Annotated in this window: 16 protein-coding genes and 1 tRNA gene; 16 read left to right on the top strand and 1 reads right to left on the bottom strand. The window is 60.9% G+C overall.

The annotated features are described in order from the left end of the window. The first annotated feature begins 144 nt into the window (after positions 1-144). From doeB to TRIHO_RS10940, 10 genes are all read left to right on the top strand, one after another. Complete coding sequence (gene doeB, locus TRIHO_RS10990) at positions 145-1,137, top strand: N(2)-acetyl-L-2,4-diaminobutanoate deacetylase DoeB (RefSeq protein ID WP_068243305.1); 993 nt, start codon at positions 145-147, stop codon at positions 1,135-1,137. Position 1,138: 1 nt separating this feature from the next. After that, a complete protein-coding gene (locus tag TRIHO_RS10985; protein ID WP_068243205.1) occupies positions 1,139-1,618 on the top strand; it encodes an Lrp/AsnC family transcriptional regulator in 480 nt (159 codons plus the stop codon). An 83-nt stretch (positions 1,619-1,701) separates the two neighbouring features. Continuing rightward, the gene (locus TRIHO_RS10980) at positions 1,702-3,177 is read left to right on the top strand and encodes an NAD-dependent succinate-semialdehyde dehydrogenase (protein WP_068243303.1); all 1,476 of its coding nucleotides are present in this window, start codon (positions 1,702-1,704) and stop codon (positions 3,175-3,177) included. A 106-nt stretch (positions 3,178-3,283) separates the two neighbouring features. Next, on the top strand, positions 3,284-4,657 hold the full coding sequence (locus TRIHO_RS10975; protein ID WP_068243201.1) for an aspartate aminotransferase family protein: 1,374 nt from the start codon (positions 3,284-3,286) through the stop codon (positions 4,655-4,657). A gap of 226 nt (positions 4,658-4,883) precedes the next feature. Continuing rightward, the gene (locus tag TRIHO_RS10970; protein WP_068243198.1) at positions 4,884-5,531 is read left to right on the top strand and encodes a hypothetical protein; all 648 of its coding nucleotides are present in this window, start codon (positions 4,884-4,886) and stop codon (positions 5,529-5,531) included. A 128-nt stretch (positions 5,532-5,659) separates the two neighbouring features. Further along, the gene (locus tag TRIHO_RS10965; RefSeq protein ID WP_232367770.1) at positions 5,660-7,240 is read left to right on the top strand and encodes a transcriptional regulator, sarp family protein; all 1,581 of its coding nucleotides are present in this window, start codon (positions 5,660-5,662) and stop codon (positions 7,238-7,240) included. 324 nt (positions 7,241-7,564) lie between these two features. Further along, positions 7,565-8,635 (top strand): phosphatase PAP2 family protein, encoded by a 1,071-nt coding sequence (locus TRIHO_RS10955; protein ID WP_068243188.1) that lies wholly within the window; start codon positions 7,565-7,567, stop codon positions 8,633-8,635. Positions 8,636-8,637: 2 nt separating this feature from the next. Next, positions 8,638-10,707, top strand: coding sequence for a S8 family serine peptidase (locus TRIHO_RS10950; RefSeq protein WP_068243185.1), 2,070 nt, complete (start codon positions 8,638-8,640; stop codon positions 10,705-10,707). A 475-nt stretch (positions 10,708-11,182) separates the two neighbouring features. Continuing rightward, entirely contained in the window at positions 11,183-11,503 is a 321-nt protein-coding gene (locus TRIHO_RS10945) for a hypothetical protein (RefSeq protein WP_068243182.1), read from the top strand. Positions 11,504-11,620: 117 nt separating this feature from the next. Further along, a tRNA-Arg gene (locus TRIHO_RS10940) sits at positions 11,621-11,698 on the top strand. A gap of 238 nt (positions 11,699-11,936) precedes the next feature. On the opposite strand, the gene TRIHO_RS10930 is transcribed toward TRIHO_RS10940, so the two are convergent. Continuing rightward, positions 11,937-12,116, bottom strand: coding sequence for a PLDc N-terminal domain-containing protein (locus TRIHO_RS10930; RefSeq protein ID WP_068243177.1), 180 nt, complete (start codon positions 12,114-12,116; stop codon positions 11,937-11,939). 210 nt (positions 12,117-12,326) lie between these two features. Here TRIHO_RS10930 and TRIHO_RS10925 point away from each other — a divergent pair, with 210 nt between their 5' ends. The 6 genes from TRIHO_RS10925 (at position 12,327) to TRIHO_RS10900 (ending at position 19,114) form a co-directional block, all read left to right on the top strand. Beyond that, positions 12,327-13,262: a LysR family transcriptional regulator gene (locus TRIHO_RS10925; RefSeq protein WP_068243301.1), complete on the top strand. Its 936-nt coding sequence runs from the start codon at positions 12,327-12,329 to the stop codon at positions 13,260-13,262. A 121-nt stretch (positions 13,263-13,383) separates the two neighbouring features. Beyond that, a complete protein-coding gene (arfA, locus tag TRIHO_RS10920; RefSeq protein WP_068243174.1) occupies positions 13,384-14,901 on the top strand; it encodes an arabinosylfuranosidase ArfA in 1,518 nt (505 codons plus the stop codon). A 46-nt stretch (positions 14,902-14,947) separates the two neighbouring features. Continuing rightward, positions 14,948-16,033, top strand: a complete 1,086-nt coding sequence (locus tag TRIHO_RS10915; RefSeq protein WP_165595908.1) for an ABC transporter ATP-binding protein — start codon at positions 14,948-14,950, stop codon at positions 16,031-16,033. Positions 16,034-16,063: 30 nt separating this feature from the next. Further along, the gene (locus TRIHO_RS10910; RefSeq protein WP_068243170.1) at positions 16,064-17,341 is read left to right on the top strand and encodes an extracellular solute-binding protein; all 1,278 of its coding nucleotides are present in this window, start codon (positions 16,064-16,066) and stop codon (positions 17,339-17,341) included. Positions 17,342-17,408: 67 nt separating this feature from the next. Further along, positions 17,409-18,293 (top strand): carbohydrate ABC transporter permease, encoded by an 885-nt coding sequence (locus tag TRIHO_RS10905; protein WP_068243168.1) that lies wholly within the window; start codon positions 17,409-17,411, stop codon positions 18,291-18,293. After that, positions 18,290-19,114 carry a carbohydrate ABC transporter permease gene (locus tag TRIHO_RS10900; protein WP_068243165.1) on the top strand — a complete coding sequence of 275 codons (825 nt, stop codon included), beginning with the start codon at positions 18,290-18,292 and terminating at the stop codon, positions 19,112-19,114. Before TRIHO_RS10905 ends, TRIHO_RS10900 begins: the two co-directional genes overlap by 4 nt. Positions 19,115-19,230: the final 116 nt, after the last annotated feature.

Below are 19,230 nucleotides of genomic sequence, written 5' to 3'. Positions count from 1 at the left end.
GCTTGCATCCACATGGGGCGTCGGCGCGTCTGTCGGGCAGGCAAAACCGGCACAGGGGTTGAATTCGCGCGCAGTCGCCGTATTGCTGGCAGCTGACCGGTTGCTGAACCGGTTCTCATGACAGGGCTGGCAAAGGACGACGACATGAAGGCGAATCCGATCTCTCCGACCATTCCGCTGGATCAGGACGGCGTGCATCATGGCTTTCTGAAGCTGCCCTACAGCCGTGACGACAGCGCCTGGGGGTCGGTGATGATCCCGCTGACGGTGATCCAGAATGGCGAGGGCAAGACGGCGCTGTTGACCGGGGCCAATCATGGCGATGAGTACGAGGGTCCGGTCGCCCTGCAGGAACTGGCGCAGACCACCCGCGCCGAGGATGTGACAGGCCGCCTGATCATCGTGCCCTATTTCAATGCTCCGGCGTTTCGCGCCGGGACCCGGACCTCGCCCATTGATCGGGGGAACCTCAACCGGTCCTTTCCAGGGCGGCCAGACGGCACGGTCACGGAGAAGATCGCGGATTATTTCCAACGCACCCTGTTGCCGTTGGCGGATATCGCCGTGGATTTCCACTCGGGCGGCAAGACGCTGGATTTTGTCCCTTTCGCAGCCGCGCATATTCTTGACGACAAGCCCCTGCAAGTGGCCTGCTACGCCGCAATGAAAGCCTTCAACGCGCCCTATTCGGTGCAGTTGTTGGAGATCGACAGCGCGGGCATGTATGACACTGCGGTCGAGGACATGGGCAAGGTGCTGGTGACCACAGAACTGGGCGGCGGCGGCAGCTCGTCCGCGCGCAGCAATGCAATTGCCCGTAAAGGGCTGCGCAACGTGCTGATCCATGCCGGTATCCTCGCCGGAGAGATGCAGATCGCGCCGACCGTCAACCTCGATATGCCGGATGGCGATTGTTTTCTCTTTGCCGAAGGCGATGGGTTGTTCGAGATCATGGTGGATCTGGGAGAGACGGTCGAGGCTGGTGCGCTGATCGCACGGGTCTGGCCACAGGATCGGACCGGTGTTGCGCCGACCGGGTATTATGCCCGTCGCAGCGGGATTCTGATCAGCCGCCATTTCCCCGGACTGATAAAATCCGGCGACTGCGTGGCCGTGATCGGCGTGGTTGAGGACTGATATGCTTTTGGATCAGCGCGACCTGGAAATTCTGCGCGTTCTGTCTCATGATGGCCGCATCACCAAGGCGGCGCTGGCAGACAAGGTGGGCCTGTCGCCGACACCGTGCTGGGAACGCCTGAAAAAGCTGGAAAAAGCAGGCCTGATCGAAGGGTACAGCGCCCGGATCAACCTCAAGAAACTTGGCCCCCATGTGACGGTTTTTGTCGCCGCGGAACTGGCGGATCACACGGCTGCCAGTTTTCGGGCTTTCGAGGCCGGCATGCAGCGCTACGACGAGGTAACAGCCTGCTGGGCGTTGGGCGGCGGCTTCGATTACCTGCTACAGATTGTGACCTGTGACATCGACGCCTACCAACGTCTGATTGACGCGATGCTGGATGCCCGGATCGGGTTGAGCCGCTATTTCACCTATATCGTGACCAAGCCGGTCAAGGGTTTGGGCGCGCCTCCGTTTGAAATCTTGCTCGGTACAGGGTGAATCCTCTGCCGGGACGGGGATGTTCAGTCACATCTTCTGTTTCACAGGTGCAGACTCGCGGCATGTTCAAAGGAGGCTTCGACATGTCGGTATCTGCTCTTTCCGCCCGCGCGGAGATCCGTGATAAATCGCTGGTGCGGTCCTTTTCCTACGTGAATGGAAAATGGTGCGCATCCTCCACGGGCAAGGTCATCTCGGTAACGGACCCCGCGACGGGGGATGTCATCGGCGATGTCACAGCCATGACGGCCGAGGATTCCACCGCCGCTGTTGATGCAGCCCAGGCCGCATTTGCCGATTGGGCCGGTATTTTGCCGCAAGAGCGCAGCCGCATCCTGCGCCGGTGGTTCGATCTGATGATCGAACACAAGGAAGATCTCGCCCGGCTGATGGTGCTGGAACAAGGCAAACCCCTGTCAGAGGCGCGCGGCGAAATCGACTATGGCGCGGCCTTTGTCGAATTTTATGCCGAGGAGGCCAAACGGCCGAACATCGAAGGCGTCACCAGCCATCTGCCGGATGCCGAGGTGGAGCTGTGGCGCGAACCTGTCGGCGTCGCCGCGCTGATCACCCCGTGGAATTTTCCTGCGGCCATGCTGACCCGCAAGGCGGCGGCGGCGCTGGCGGCGGGCTGCACCGTGGTGGCACATCCTTCCGGCGAAACCCCGTTCAGCGCGCTGGCCTTGGCGGAGTTGGCGGAACGCGCCGGCATCCCCAAGGGCGTGTTCAACGTGGTCACCGGCCATGCGCCCACCGTGGTCGAGCCCTGGACACGGGATGCACGGGTGCGGGCGCTGTCCTTCACCGGCTCCACCGAAATCGGAAAATTGCTCTATCGGCAATCTGCCGATACGGTCAAACGGCTGGTGATGGAACTGGGCGGACATGCGCCAGTGATCGTGTTCAAGGATTGCGACCTCGACCGCGCCGTGGTGGAAACAATCAAGGCAAAATTCGCCACCTCCGGTCAGGATTGCCTTGGCGCCAACCGGATTTTTGTCGAACGCGAAATCTATCAGGTCTTTTGTGATCGGTTCGTTGAGGCGACAAAGGCGCTGACGATCGGCAAAGGGATGGACGACCCGGATATTGGCCCGCTGATGAACGAAAAGGCTGTGTTGAAACAAGAAGAACACGTCGCCGATGCACTGGCCAAGGGCGCAACGCTGGCCTGCGGCGGCGAGCGGCATGCGCTGGGACCCCTGTTTTATCAGCCGACCGTTCTGACGGATGTGCCGGCCGGGGCCCTGATCCTTGCCGAAGAAACCTTTGGGCCCGTGGCCGCGATTGTGCCGTTTGACAGCGAGGACGAGGTGATCGAACGGGCCAATGACAGCGAATACGGTCTGGTCGCCTATGTGCACAGCCATGATCCGCGCCGGATCTATCGACTTAGCCGTGCGTTGCAATTCGGTATGGTGGCGGTGAACCGCACCAAAGTCACCGGCGCGCCGATCCCCTTTGGCGGCACCAAGCAATCCGGGCTGGGGCGCGAAGGCGCGCGTCTCGGCATGGAAGAATTCACGGACGTCAAATATGTCTGCCGCGACTGGGGATAAGGTACCGGGGACCCGGGCAGGCCGACCAAAGCGCCCTGACATCAAAATCACGCTCGCCGCGCCGCCGTTTGGCCGCGCTGGACAGAATACCAAGTAAGGACATGACATGCTGAAGAACGATCAACTGGACCAATGGGATCGCGATACCTTCTTTCACCCCTCGACCCATCTGGCGCAGCACGCCCGTGGCGAAAGCCCAAGCCGGGTGATCAAGACCGCCTCTGGTGTTTTCATCGAAGACCGCGACGGCAACAAACTTCTGGATGCCTTTGCCGGGCTTTACTGTGTCAACGTTGGCTATGGCCGACAGGAAATCGCCGAAGCGATCGCCGATCAGGCCCGCGAACTGGCCTATTATCACTCTTATGTGGGCCATGGCACCGAGGCATCCATCACGCTGGCCAAAATGATCCTGGACCGCGCGCCCAAGACCATGTCGAAGGTCTATTTCGGCCTCGGCGGGTCGGACGCGAATGAAACCAACGTCAAGCTGATCTGGTATTACAACAACATCCTGGGCCGCCCGCAGAAGAAAAAGATCATCTCGCGCTGGCGGGGCTATCACGGCTCGGGTCTGGTGACGGGATCGCTGACCGGGTTGGAGTTGTTTCACAAGAAGTTCGATCTGCCGGTCGAGCAGGTCATTCACACCGAAGCGCCCTATTACTATCGCCGCGAGGATCTGAACCAGACGGAAGAGCAGTTCGTCGCCCATTGCGCCGCCGAACTGGAGGCGCTGATCGAGCGGGAAGGCGCGGACACCATTGCGGCCTTCATCGGCGAGCCGATCCTCGGCACCGGCGGCATTGTCCCGCCGCCCGCTGGCTATTGGGCCGCCATTCAGGCGGTGCTGAAAAAGCATGATATTCTGCTGGTCGCGGATGAGGTTGTCACCGGGTTTGGCCGTCTGGGCACGATGTTTGGCTCCGACCACTACGGGATCGAGCCGGATATCATCACCATCGCCAAGGGTCTCACCTCTGCCTATGCGCCGCTTTCCGGCTCTATTATTGGCGACAAGGTCTGGCGCGTTCTGGAACAGGGCACTGATGAGAACGGTCCCATCGGCCACGGCTGGACTTATTCTGCGCACCCCATTGGCGCGGCGGCGGGTGTCGCCAACCTGAAGCTGCTGGAGGAACTGAACCTCGTCAGCAACGCCGGTGAGGTTGGCGCCTACCTCAATAAAACAATGGCCGAGGCGCTGGGCGACCATCCGCATGTCGGTGACATTCGCGGCGATGGTATGCTCTGTGCGGTCGAATTCGTAAAAGATCGTGACAGCCGGACCTTTTTTGACGCGGCCGACAAGATCGGGCCGCAGGTCTCGGCCAAATTGTTGGAACAGGACAAGATCATTGCCCGTGCCATGCCGCAGGGGGATATTCTGGGCTTTGCTCCGCCGTTCTGCCTGAGCCGCGAAGAGGCGGATCAGGTGGTGGCCGGCACGCTGCGGGCGGTCAAGGCGGTCCTGGGCTAAGCGCGTCCTGCCGCAACGCGACCTGCAAGTGGCCCGTTCGAACCGTGCATTGGTTCGGGCGGGTCATGTTTTTTCACATCTCAGGTCGCGGGCGCGGGCTGGCCTTCGCTTTCGCGACTGATTTAACGCTACTTTTCCGGGCTGTTAACATCTCTTGTGGCACTGTCCGGGCACTTGCTGCCCGGATGGTCCGGGCGCATCCCCCAGAGGCACGTCAGAGCGGAACATGGCCACCTATGTCGTAACAGACACCACCTATGACGATGCGACGTTCTGGTCTTCGATTGTCGAGGATTGCGCGGGGCATGTGCTGGATTTCAGCCAGTTGCCCGCTAAATTTGAGATCAGCATAAACCCACGCACCTGCACCCTGTCCATCTGGAACGGGGCGCGATGGTTTCTGGTTGGCGAAGATGGCGCACAGGGGCGACAGGCCTGTTTCGGCGCCTTGACGCAGCTTGCTTTTTTCACCTCTCTCATCGCGGTCGACGGACGGCGCTATGGTGAAACCGATGGGGCTGATCCCGATCCGTCGGCTGCAGAACAGATCAGGCCAGCTGAGCCGAACCAAACCGACGCTGCGCTCCTTGCCGGGGACGGGACGGAGCCTCGAATGCCGCCCCTGGCTGCGGCGAAACCCGAGGCGCGGGCCAAGGCGCGGCTTGAGGACGCGTCGATGCCGGTGGCACCGCCCATCCGCCCAGGTGCGACCCCCAGAACGCTCACGGTGCAGAACACCAGCGACGCCCCTGTCGATTTGTGCTGGATCGACGCGGGGGGCGGGCGACACCGCTTTGTCACCCTGTTGCCAGGCGACATCCGCCATCAGAATATCTGGTCCAGCGACAGATGGATCCTGCGCAAATCCGGGTAAATTCCGGTTCCGGCGATCGCCGTGGTCTCTGCATCACGGCGTCATTCAAATTTTATGATGCATTGACAGACGGGCGCTGATCTCCTGATACTCGCCACGGGATCTGGGATGGACTGCGAGCGAAACGGGTGACGGAGACACATACATTTCACGTCAATTTGTACGGCCCGTTCGAAGTCACGGCGTCGGATGGCACAGTCGTGCATGTTCCAAGCAAACGCGGAAAGGCGCTGATCGCGGCGCTTGCCACCGGGCGCAAGGGGCAGCGCACGCGGGATTGGCTGCAGAACCTGCTCTGGCAGGGGCGCGGGAAAACGCAGGCCTCTGCTAGTCTGCGCCAGGAGCTGCGTCTGATCCGCAAAGCCTTTGATCACCCGGATGTGGTCTTGTCTGAACATGGCATGCTGAGCCTGAACGGCGCCCTTGTGACAAGCAATGCCGCATGTCCGCCGAAGGATGCTTGTGCAGGGGATTTTCTCGAGGGGCTGGAGCTCCCGGCGCCCTTTGACAGCTGGCTGACCGAACAGCGCGACCCGCCGGATCGGATCCTTGCCGCCCCAAATCGTGACGATGTTGCGGGACGCGCAACGTCGACCGGAACCGGGGAACCGATCGTTTTTTTCAATCGGATCTCCTCTGACGAACTGGCGCTTTCTGTTGCGAGCGAGGTGTTCCAGAACCGGATCGAGAAAGGCCTGTCGGATCTGGCGCCATTGGACATACGAACCGCACCAACGGACGCCGATGCCGCCAGCCACACGCTGATCAAATCGCAGATCCTCGAGGCAGGGCAAGAAACGCTGTTGCGGGTGGTGATGCCGGGCAGCGGCGCAGGGCAGCACAACTGGTCGGCACATTGGCGTGGAAAGCAGGAGCTGCTTTTGGGCTGCGACACCGAGGAGCTGCTGCAACTCGCCTATCGCGCTCAGGAGGCGGCAGTTGACGCGCTGACACTGAGTGAAAGCCGCAAGTCCCGGATCAACGCCAGCCTCCTTGGGTTTCGGGCGTTGCGAAATATATTCAGCATGGATCAGCCGGATCTGGAACAGGCGAATGCAGATTTGCAGGCCGCTTATGAGCTTGTGCCAAAAGGCGTGTTTCTGGCCTGGCGGGCGTTCATTCAGGCAAACCTGATTGTCGAGAACACTGATCTGGATCCCGGCTATCAGGCGGATCTGGCCGCGAACCTCGCGCGGCGCGCCTTGCAGGAAGAGCCGGAGAATGCCGCGCTCAAGGCGGCCGCGTCGCATGTGTTCCTGTTGACGGGCCAGGATTTTCTGGCCGCCGGCGAGCTGGCGCGCGATGCCACGGCGCTGAACCCGGCCAATCCCTTGGCCTGGGCGTCGCGGGCGAATGCCGAAATCGCGGCGGGCCAGATCGAGGCCTCGGTCGGGTTTTCGCGCCGGGCCCTGCAGATCGGGCGTTTCTCGCGCTCTCGGCATTGGTGGGAAATGCAGGCGGGTGTATCGGCCGCGCTTGCCGGGAATTTTGAAGAGGCCCGGGTCCACAGCCGCATGGCGCATTCGTTGGTCCCAAGTTTTCGCCCACCGCTGCGCTATCTTGCGGCGCTGGAACATCAGCGTGGTGATGGCGATGCGATGGAGCAGCTGGTTGAAAAGATCCGCGATCTGGAACCGGGGTTCGAGATCAAGGACCTTGCGGAGCCGGAGTATCCTTCAGGCAATCTGCGCCGCGCCGGCCTTGCCTGACCGACCTGCAACTGTCGGATTTCACGAATTTTTCACGAAGGCTGTTGAGGTCTCGCTGGTTTGCTCCTCGGCGAAACCATTTTCGATGCATGGCAGAATTTCAAACTCAAAGGACTGGGGACAATGGCGAGATTTGGGCACACGGGTCATACCGGACACACGGGTCATACTGGGCATACGGGCCACACAGGTCACACCGGACACACGGGCCATACTGGGCACACAGGTCACACCGGACACACGGGTCATACCGGACACACGGGTCATACTGGGCACACAGGCCATACAGGCGCCTCGTTTTCCGGATCGGGTCATAGCGCGGCGATGATGACGGCCCTGATGCTGGCCCGCGAAGGGATCACCGGCAGCTGGCAACCGCCAGAGGTCACGGCCCGCAGCGTGATCGACAGCCCCGATCTTGGCCATCTTTCCGGTCCGCCGCAGACGGCGGTAATCGACTATGAACTGATGGCTCCGTTGTTCATTGATTTCGAACAGGTCGTTCCCGAGGATGGCCCGCTGCGAGGGGTGGCATATCTGTGCCACTCGGACGCCCTGCACCCAGGACCATTGGTCGAACTGATGCGGCTGGCGGCGCCGGGCCCAGATGTCTTTGCGCAGCAACTGGACTACCTCCACCACTACGCGGATCTGCGTGCCGATCGCATGGAAGAAATTGATGTTCAGCTTACGGATCTGACGTCCTTTTTTGCCGCTCTGGCGCATATTCACCCGGCTCGGAACAAGGCCACGCTGGCGTTTATTCAGGCGGCCCTGCGGTTTTGCGCGATGGTTCAATTCCGCATCAAACATGGGTTTGGCTGTCCACGGCCCTCCTGCCTGTCGCCGCAGATCCAGCCAATGATCCAGACGCCTGCACATGGATCGCTGCCAAGCGGTCACGCGACCGAGGCGATCTTTCTCGCAACACTGTTCAAGGCGCTGGCAGAGGAACTCTCCCAGGGTCTTGAGGGAGAGCGGGCGGCCTGGCTGCAGCAGTTCAACACTCAATGTGACCGTCTCGCGGTGCGCATCGCGGCCAGCCGGACAGTGGCGGGGGTCCATTTCCCCGTCGACAGTGCGGCAGGGGCGGTGCTGGGCGATACGCTTGCCCGATATGTCCTTGCGCGGGTAAAAGCCCCCGCGCCGGGGGATCCAGCCGCGGAAACGCCGGTGCCCTGGCGCAAGTTGGATGCCGATATGTCTGCCTTTGGTGCGGCGGATTACACTGTGGATACAATGGCATCACTCCGCGATGGCGGGGCGATCAACGGTCAGACCGTCACGACCGTGACCACAGGCGAGCTGCCCCTGCGCTATAGCCCGCAGCTGAATTGGCTTTGGTCTGCCTGTCGTGCGGAGCTGCGGCGCGGTGCCCCGGAACAGGAGAGCTGAGCATGCCCCTGTACTGGCGTACTGAAACGGCAGGCCCAACCAACCCGCTGCCGCGCCACCCGGCAGCGCATTGGTGGTATACCTTGCAAGACGAAGCTCAAGCCGTGGGACAGGGGGAGGCTGCGAGCCTGCTGGCGCTGGACCTGGAGGACAGCAACGAAGCGGCGCCCGCCCGTCCCATTCTGATGTCGCCGGAACAGGCGCAGGCGCTGCATCGCGGGGGCGCGATCCCGGATCAGGCCGACCCTCTGGCCGCCCTGCTGGAGCGGGTTCGGGACGGGCTGCGCGACCGGACACTGTTTGCCCCGATCCTGCCGAAAGCGGCGCAATGCGGGTGTGCCCCGCTTGGAACGACGCCGCCGCTGGAGCTTCCTGCCGTGCCGTCGGACAGCACGGTCATTGGTGTTATTGACGACGGTATTGCCTTCGCACATCCCAACTTTCGCATGGGGCAGGGGCGGCGAAGTCGGTTTGCCTCGGTCTGGCAGCAAGATGCACAATGTCTGCGGGGCACGACGTCCGATGTGCCTTTTGGCCATGTTTTCGGGCGGACGGAGATCGAAGAACGGCTGGCCCGGGCGGATTTCGACGAGGACCGGTTTTATCAGGCCTTGCCCGTGATCGGACAGGCCGGGCACAGCCCGTTTCGTCACCGCCGTCTGCATGGGACGCATGTTGCCGATCTTGCGGCAGGGGCCGGGCGCGGCGACGCCATCGACACCGATCCGGAGAAATTTCCGATCCTTGCGGTCAACCTGCCGACGGCACTGGTCAGCGATACCGGGGCCACCTTCATGGCGGGGGCCATGATCCTCGGGGTGCAGGATATCATGCGGCGGACCGAAACGATGATGGCTACGGCGGGACAGGCGTTTCCCTTGGTGCTGAACCTCAGTTTCGGCCTTGGCGGGATTGGCAAAAACGGCGGCCATCTGATTGCCGCGGCGCTCGAGCAGGCGATGGACTATTGGCACCAGACCCATGGGGCGCCGATGAGGGTGGTGCTGCCTGCGGGGAACACGCTGCAATCCCGCCTCGTGGCGCGTGCTGAAATTGCACCCGGTGCGCCGCACCGGGCAACCTTGCGGGTTGCGCCGGAGAACAGAGGCTCGACCTATCTGGAAATTGCCGTGGCGCGGCGGGCACAAAAGCCGACACATGCGTCCCTTCTGGTCAAGGTTACCCCGCCAACGGGGGCGGGGCTTTATCCTCCGGCCTTGCCACAAGGGCCGATGGCACTGGACAGCGCCTTGCAGCTGGTCGAACAGACCGACAACAATGGCGCCAACGGGTTGGCGCAATTCGGGATCTACTACGGGTTCCAGCGCGATTTTGCACCAGAGGGCGACACCGCACCGGGCGATGGGGTGGAAATTGTTACCGTGGCCTTGCCACCAAATGCCGCCAAAGACCCCTATCGTCCGCTGCCGCCCTGTGGCGACTGGACCGTCGAAGTCTCTCTCGCCCCGGGAGAGAGGCAGCTGCGGGACATTGAGCTGCGGGTGTTGCGAAACGATGTGCCCAACCAGATCAACCCGGTCCGTCAGCGGTCCTGGCTCGAAGACAGCGCCTATGTGACTTATGCGGCTGACGGTCATATGTCGGTCGAACTGGAATCAGCGGGCTGTGCGGTCAGCCGGGCGGGAACGCTGAACGCGCTTTGCGGTGGGCGTGATATCGTCACAGTGGCGGCGGCGGTCGGAAATCGGCAGGCGTTGTCCAATTACTCCGCCGCGGGTCCGGGTGGCCCGCTGGCTGAGGGCGCGAACGTGACCTTACATGCCTGCGCCGATGACGCTGCGGTAAACCCAGGTCGGCGGGCAGCGGGGGCGCGCGCGGGATCGGTCGTACGCATGTCCGGCACCAGCGTTGCCGCGCCGATTGTTTCTCGCCAGTTGGCGATCGCCCTGTCCTCGTGGCACCAGTCAGCGCAGGACGATCCGGCAGGATTTGCCCCAATCGATGATCTGATCAGTCGCGGCCCCTATCGCCCGCAGGACCGTGCAGGCCTTGGGGGGATTGCTGCGCCAGACCCGGTCGGGGCGGCGGTGGCCACGGAGGAGCCCGGTTGAGGGCTGGCGCTGCAGGGCCTTAGGTATCGGCCTGTCAAAAGTCCTGCCCAGAGCCCAGGCAAACGGCGCATTCAATGTCCTCAATCGCGAAGTTTTCACGCATTCATCACAGTGCTGCAGGTGCACTCAGCGCCAACCAATGCGATGATCACGGAGTGAGTGCGGGAGAATGTTGAGTGAAAATTTCTTTAAGAATGTCATCTTTTTAACCGAGTATTTGAGTGTTCCGCAAACAGGCGTGACCCGAAAATGCGGTGTTTGGTGTGGTTGGTGTACATCAGGCTCGCAGGGTGGCGCTAAGTCGGCGATCCCCTGTCCCCTTTAGTTGGGGGTCGCCGACCCCCTCCCTGCTGTCAGCGGGAGGAGATCATCTTGTTAAAGAGTGTTTTGTTTCCCCCGGGTGATGGGACCGAGGCCGCTATTCCGACGCGGTTGGCGGTCTGGAGTAGAGTGACTGTGTGGTGGCGGAAAGAGTATGAGTGACGCTTATCCAGGTCCTCCGGCGGATCGATTTCCTTCGAACGCCGAAGCCCTCGCACAGGCATTCGACAATATGGAAAAACAGGCGCTGGCTTTGAAACACGCGCAGGCGCGCGGTGATCAGGCTGCGTTTTCCACGGCGAGCCGCCTGTTGCGCGAAGCACAGGTGATATTTCTGCGAATCCACAACAGATTTCCCGCCGAGACCGCGACGTTTCTCGCGGCACGTCAGGAGGAAGTGTTGGATGGTGTCGCGTTTGACCCTTTTGCGCCGCCATTGCTGACGGATGGCACGCCGGATGCGAAAGACGACTGACCCTGCGCGGCCTCACCGGTGCCGGGTTGCAATCGCCCCCGTTGCGCATGGCTGAGACTATGGTCAACTACCACGTTGACATGGCAGAAGGAATTGACCGATACAGCGGGATAGGACGGGCCGTTAGCTCAGCTGGATTAGAGCAGGGAACTTCTAATTCTCAGGTCGGGGGTTCGAGTCCTCCACGGCTCGCCATACACTTCTTTTTATCTTTCAAAGTGTTGCCTTCGGGCAGGGCGAGGTCTTTGAGACGTTCGCCATGCCTTGTTCATTTTTTTCGCGCACAAAGGGCTGGTGCACCAGAGTCGGCCCCGCCGTCGTGACCTCTGACGTCAGTGACGCGGCAGGCGCGCCAGAGGTTTGGCGCCAGAGGTTTGAGGCCTGTGGTTTGAGACCGGTGGTGGTTGCCATGGTGCGCTGCACGCTGCGGGCCTCAGACTGCGCGCCCCTTCGGCCCCGCGAAGAACCAGATGATAAACCCGAGCAGCGGCAGAACCAGAATCAGCAAAGTCCACAAGATCTTTGCGCCGGTACTCGCGCCACTGCTCCATGTCTTCAAAATTGCATAGATGTCCGCGACCAGTACCAGTAGGCCGAAAATGCCATATTCCATGTGTCGTCTCCTTGGATGTTGTTGACACATGAACGCTTTGAGATCGCAAATCGTTCCCGAAAATACGTGATCATGTGGCCCGGAGAGGCATCGGCGGGCGCGCGGAATGGTCCCGAAAAGGGGTTGATGCCCGGTCTTCTCAGCGTGAATGTAGCCCCGAACGTCCATCCAGACCTTCAGATCCCATCCCCTTGCGAGAAGATCCGCCCCGTGAACCTCTATCTTCGCTCTCTTCGTCCGGTGCAGTTGCGGCTGATCACCGCCATCGCGCGCCATGGCAAACTTCGCCTGGCGGCGGATGCCTGCGCAATGACCACACCCGCCGCATCGCGGATGTTGGCGGATATGGAAGAGCAGATCGGGTCGGAACTGTTTGAGCGCACACCAAAAGGCATGGTCACCACCCCTGCGGGACAGGTTCTGGCCCGACATGCGCAGAAGCTGGTGCATGATATCGACCAGATGTCGCTGGAATTTGCGTCCCATCTGGACGGCAAGGGCGGCGCGGTCCGGGTCGGGGCGGTCACCGGGGGCGCACTGGCCGCCTTGATCCCCGCGATCCTGGAACTCAAACGCCAGGCCCCTGGGGTCGATGTCTCGCTTGATGTGTCATCCTCGTCGAGCCTGATGTGGGGGTTGGAGCGGGGGGATTATGATTTCACCCTCAGCCGGGTCGGTCCCCACGATTATTCCCGCGATTTCGACATCCAACCGGCACAGGATGAGGTTGTCCTGCTGATGGTGCGGCGCGATCATCCGATGGCGGCAGCCGGTCAGGTGACGCTTGCCGATCTCGGAGACTATCTCTGGACCATGCAGGATCGGGGTGCCCCTATCCGCCATGCGCTGGAGATCGCCTTTCACGAAGAAGGAACGGATCTGCCGAGAAACCTGATCAAGACGGCGTCAGTGGTCGCGATCATGGCCCTCTTGCGGGAATCCGACGTCATTGCCGTGGTGACCCAAGAGGTCGCTGACCTGTTGCTGTCGCCACCGTACTGCGCGGATCTGGTTCTGCTTGACACCCTGCGCCCGATCACGATCGAGCCCTATCACATCCTGCGTCCTCGCGACCGGCTGATGCCTGCAGCCGCAGAACGCCTGGTGGGCTTGGTCCGGGACAGGTTGCGTCAACGGGCTAATTGAGAACGCCTTTGCCCCTTTCGTTACCAATGCTATCAACGCGATAGAGGTAAATGTAAATTGATTGATAACCTTTCGCCCGCCTAGGGTCACTCCAGACATGGAATGACGCCTCGGAGGGGACATGAAGGGCAACGCAGCGATACATCGGGATTTTACGGTCGCGCAGATCGACAACCGCCTCTACTCGGCGTTTATCGAGCATATGGGGCGGGCGATTTACAGCGGCATCTACGAGCCGGATCATCCCACAGCCAATGCGGATGGATTCCGCAAGGATGTTCTGGAACTGGTGCGCGGGCTTAAAATCCCGGCGATCCGTTATCCCGGCGGCAATTTTGTTTCCGCCTATAAATGGGAGGATGGCATCGGGCCACAGGCAGAGCGTCCGGTGCGTCTTGATCTGGCCTGGCGGTCGAAAGAGACCAACCAGGTCGGCATCAACGAATTTGCCCGCTGGGCGAAGGATGCCGACATCGAAATGATGCTGGCGGTCAATCTCGGCACGCGCGGCATCGAGGAGGCGCGCAACTTCGTCGAGTACTGCAATCATCCCTCGGGCACCTATTGGAGCGATCTGCGCCGCAGTCACGGGGTCGAAGACCCCTATGGCGTGAATATGTGGTGTCTTGGCAACGAGATGGATGGCCCCTGGCAGATCGGCCACATGGAGGCCAAGGAATACGGCCGCCTCGCGGATGAGACCTCAAAAGCGGTCAAAGCCTTTGGCAAAGGCATTGAAACCGTTGTCTGCGGGTCGTCAAATGACCAGATGCCGACCTATCCTGACTGGGAACGGCAGGTGCTGGAGGAATGCTACGAGAACGTCGAATACATCTCGCTGCACAAATACTTTGGCAACAGCAGTCGCAACAGCCTGAACTATTTCTCCAAGATCGAGGAAACCGGGCGCTATATTCAGGCCATCGGCGGCGTGATCGACTATGTCAAAGCCAAGAAACGGGCAAAGAACGACGTCTATATCTGCTTTGACGAGTGGAACGTCTGGTACCATAACCGCGAGCAGGACAGCAAGAACTGGCACGAATGGGACTGGCCCGAGGCGCCGGCGCTGCTGGAAGAGGATTACAACCTCGAGGATGCGATCTTTGTCGGTGGGCTGCTGAACGAGTTCATTCGCCAGTCTGATCGGGTCAAGATTGCCTGTATTGCGCAGCTTGTGAACGTCATTGCCCCGATCCGGACCAAGGCCGGCGGCAGCGCCTGGGCGACGTCGATCTATTATCCCTATCAATTCGCCAGCCTTTATGGGCGCGGCACGGCGTTGAATGTGGCGGTGGACTGCCCGCGCTACAGCGAGGATGCCGCGCAGGATGTGAACTATCTCGATGTGGCCGGGGTGCTGGCGCCGGATGGGAAATCCATCACCGTCTTTGCGATCAACCGCAGCCCGGACGAGACGATGGAGTTCAATCTGAGCCTCACCGGGTTCGAAAACGTGCAGCTGATCGAACACAAGGTCATGGGCGGGGACGCCAGCGAAGCGCGCATCGCCAATACCCACGACGCCCCCAATCGCATTGTCCCGCGTGCCGGGGAAAAGCTCGGTGTTGTTGATGGTGCGGTGGCGGGCGAATTGCCGGCCTTCTCCTACAGCCTGATCCGGCTGTCGGTCGCGTGAAACACATCTCACCGGCGGGGTTGAAATGAACAAGGGGGGAGCCGCCATGGAGGACACTGGCGTGCATCTGAGAGGGGTCAAAAAGAAATTTGGCGCCATCGATGTGATCCGAGGGGTGGATCTGGATGTCGGCAAAGGCCAGTTTGCGGTCTTTGTCGGCCCGTCGGGCTGCGGCAAATCAACATTGCTGCGGATGATTGCCGGACTCGAAGATACCACCGAGGGCAAGATCGAAATCAGCGGTCGCGATGTAACCCATGCTGACCCGGCCGACCGGGGCGTCGCCATGGTGTTTCAGTCCTACGCGCTCTATCCGCATTTATCGGTCTTCGAGAACATGGCCTTCAGCCTGCGACTGGCCAAGAGACCAAAGGCCGAGATTACCGAAAAAGTCCGCGCTGCGGCGGGGATCCTGCAACTGGTCGACCACCTGGACAAGAAACCCGCGCAGCTGTCGGGCGGCCAGCGCCAGCGGGTCGCCATCGGGCGGGCCATCGTGCGGGCCCCGGATGTGTTCCTGTTTGATGAACCCCTGTCGAACCTTGATGCGGAATTGCGGGTCCAGATGCGGCTCGAGCTGGCCCGCCTGCACAAGGCGCTCGGCGCGACGATGATCTACGTAACCCATGATCAGGTCGAGGCGATGACCCTCGCCGATACGATCTTTGTGTTGCAGGGGGGCTACGTCCAGCAAAGCGGCGCGCCGCTTGACCTCTATGATGACCCGTCGAACCGCTTCGTGGCGGGATTTATCGGCTCCCCGTCGATGAATTTCTTCGACGCGACCGTGGTCGATCACAGTGCCGCCGCTGTTGTGGCGCAGCTCGATGGTCAGCCGGATCTGGTGCTGGAGGTGCCGGTGTCAGATCGCCCTGAAACCGGCACCCGCATCGTGTTGGGGATAAGGCCGGAACATCTGAACGTGACGGCATCCAACGGCCTGCGGGTCACCGTGGACGTGGCCGAAGAGCTCGGCGGGGTCTCCTACCAACATGGCACGCTCGAGGGGGGAGACGCAGTGATTTTTCAACAGGCCGGAGCGCGGCACGGCATGCATGGGACGGTTCAGACCGTCATGCCGGAGCCGGGGCGCATCTTTGTGTTCAGCGCCGACGGCGCGCGCATCCGCTAACAGATTACGACACCAGGAGGAGGACTGAAAATGAAACATAAAATCGGAAAACTAGCCGCTGCAACCGCATTGGCCACTGTGCTTGCCGGCCCGACATGGGCCCAGGTCGACGTGGAGTGGTGGGACTTTCTCGGCGGCGGCGACGGGGTGCGGATGAAAGCCCTGATCGAACAGTTCAATGACGAACACCCCGACATCCAGATCAGCGCCACGACGCTGGAATGGGGTCTGCCCTTCTACACCAAGGTGCGGACGGCGGTTGCGGTCGGGCAGGGGCCTGACATCATGACCTACCATCTGTCCCGCCTGCCGCTGGCGCTGGAAGAGGGCGTGTTGTCACCCATCACGGCCGAAGATCTGGAAACCGCAGGCCTGTCGACCAGCGATTTCTTCGAGGCAACGATCACCGCAGCCTCCACCGATGATGGCGCGCTGATGGCAATCCCTTTCGACATCCACGCGGTGGTGACTTACTACAACCGCACCGCGCTGGAAGGCACGGAATGGATTGATGCCGACGGCAACCTGACCAATCTCAGTTCGGTCGAGGATATGACCGGGTTGCTGACCTGGGCCAAGGACAACGGTTTCTCTGATCCGTTGAGCTTTCAGTCCGAAGGGGGCGGTGGCACCTGGCGCATGTTCTATACGCTGCTGCGGCAGCAGGGCGGCGAGATGCTCACCGATGGTGAGGTTCTGGCCGGCGACAACATGGACAAGGCTGTCAAATCAATTCAGGTTCTCGCCGATTGGCGCGCCGCCGGGTTGATCCCCGAACAGGCGTCCTATGAGGCTTCGGTGGGTCTGTTCTCGGGCAAGCGGTCGGTGTTGCACATCAATGGCGTCTGGGAAGTTCCCACCTTCAAAGACAGCGCCGAGGCAGACACGCTTGGCTATGAATGGTTCGCCAACGAAGTGCCGCAGCTGCTCGACAGCCCGGCCACCTGGGCGGATTCCCACGCCTTTGCGATCCCGAACGATGACGATATGAGCCAGGAAACCCGCGACGCGGTGCTGACGATCATCGGCTGGATGGAGAAACACTCCCTCGCCTGGGCCGGTGCGGGTCATATTCCGGCTTATAAGCCGACCGTGGACAGTTCGGAATACGCAACCCTGCAACCCAACGCGACCTATGCGTCGCTGGCGAACAACGCAGCCTTTGACCCCCGGTCGAAAATTGCCGGCGTTGGCTCGCCCATCTACGATGCGGTCGACAACCTGATCGCGCCTGCGGTTCATGGCTTCCTCAGCCCGGAAGAGGCCGCTGGACAGATGAAGGATCAACTTCAGTCCCTGCTGGATTGATCATGTCCTGGCCGGGGGTATGCCTGTCATACCTCCGGCACCACACCGATGGGTCCGGGAGGCCGTCATGTCTATAGCGAACCGCCGCCGTCGCGAATTGAGGGCTGCGATCCTGTTGATCGCCCCATTTGTGATCGTCTTTGCGGTGTTCTTTCTCTACCCAACCTACAAGGTTGTAGCCCTCAGTTTCACCAATGCGCCATTGATCGGCGAAGGCGACTGGGTGGGGCTTGCAAATTATACCAAGTTGCTGAGCGACAAGCTGTTTTTCACCTCGCTTTGGAACAACCTCTACTTTGTCTTGCTGACCGTGATTCCGACGACGGTGATCGCGCTGCTGATCGCGCTGACTGTCAGCAAGCTTAGGGGCCGTATGCAGGCTCTGGCTCTGACGCTGTTCTTTCTGCCATATGTGCTGCCGGTGTCGGTGGTGACGATGATCTGGTCCTGGATGCTGGATTTCCAGTTCGGTGTCCTGCAGCCCTTGATCATGGCGGTGACCGGCAAGGCGGTTCCTGTCTTCAAGAACCCGCATTGGGTGATGCCGATGATCGCGGTGGTGACAATCTGGTGGACCAATGGGTTCAACGTGCTGTTGCTGATTGCCGGCCTGCGCAATATCTCGCCCGATCTATACGAGGCGGCAGCGCTGGACGGGGCCACGCCCTGGCAGCGGTTCTGGCGGATCACCTGGCCCTTGCTCTGGCCGGTGACGGCATTGGTGCTGACGCTACAGCTGATCCTGCAACTCAAACTGTTTGACCAGGTCTATCTGCTGTCCAACGGTGGCCCGTTCAACCAGTCCTATGTGGTGCTGATGCAGATGTACCGCGAGGCGTTCCAGCTCAATCACGGTGGCTATGCCTCTGCGATTGCGATGGTCCTGTTCCTGGTCATTGTCATCGTTTCGGTGCTGCAATTCCAGCTGCTGCGCATGGGAGGCCGCAAATGACCGCGAAACACGCCCGCAATATCGCCTTTTCCGGCATCGTTCTGATTGCCGGTGCGATCTGGATCTTTCCGCTCTACTGGGCGCTGACCACGTCGCTGCGCAGCGAAAACCGCATTATTGCCAACACTGGTATCCTGCTCGACGAGCTGAATTTCTCTGCCTACGCTGCCGTCCTGTCGAATTCCAAACTGCCGATGTGGTATCTGAATTCTGTCGGCACCTCGCTGATCATCACGGCCATCGTGCTGGTCATCGGCATGATGTGTGCCTATGCGCTGTCCCAGCTGAGCTTTCCCGGCCGCCGGGCGTTGTATCTTCTGGTGGTGGCCAGTTTCATGGTGCCGGTTCCGGCGCTCTACGTGGCGCAGTTTATCCTGATGAGCGACATGAACCTGGTGAACACCTGGTGGGGGATCATTCTGCCGCAGCTGATCGTGCCGGTGGTCGTCATCGTCTACAAGCAGTTCTTTGACGCCATCCCCAAGGAAATGCGCGAGGCAGTCCTGCTGGATGGTGGCGGCGAATTTGTGCTGCTGTTCAAACTCTACCTCCCGCTCAACTGGGGCATTACGGCGGCCCTGGCCATCATCACCTTCATTTCGGCGTGGAACAATTTCTTCTGGCCCTTCCTCGTTGTGACCAGCGAAGACATGATGACAATCCCGGTGGGGATCACCCAGGTGAACGACAACTTCGGGGTGGCCTATGCAAGAATGATGGCACTGGCGCTGCTGGCCGCCGCACCGGTGATCATCGGGTATCTGCTGTTCCAGAAACGCGTGACAGAGGCGGTGATGATCTCGGCCGGTGTCAAAGGCTAGCCTGCCTCCGGTCGGGCCCGCCCGGCGCATTTTCTGATCCTCAAAACGATGGACGCCCGCGCATCCCCTGCGCGGGCGTCTTTTCGCCGACCGCTCAGGTTGAAACATTTCTTATC

The sequence above is a fragment of the Tritonibacter horizontis genome (assembly GCF_001518015.1).
Taxonomy (GTDB): Bacteria; Pseudomonadota; Alphaproteobacteria; order Rhodobacterales; family Rhodobacteraceae; genus Epibacterium; species Epibacterium horizontis.
The sequence above is the reverse complement of the archived record's forward strand: the minus strand, read 5'-3'. Positions and strand labels throughout refer to the sequence as shown.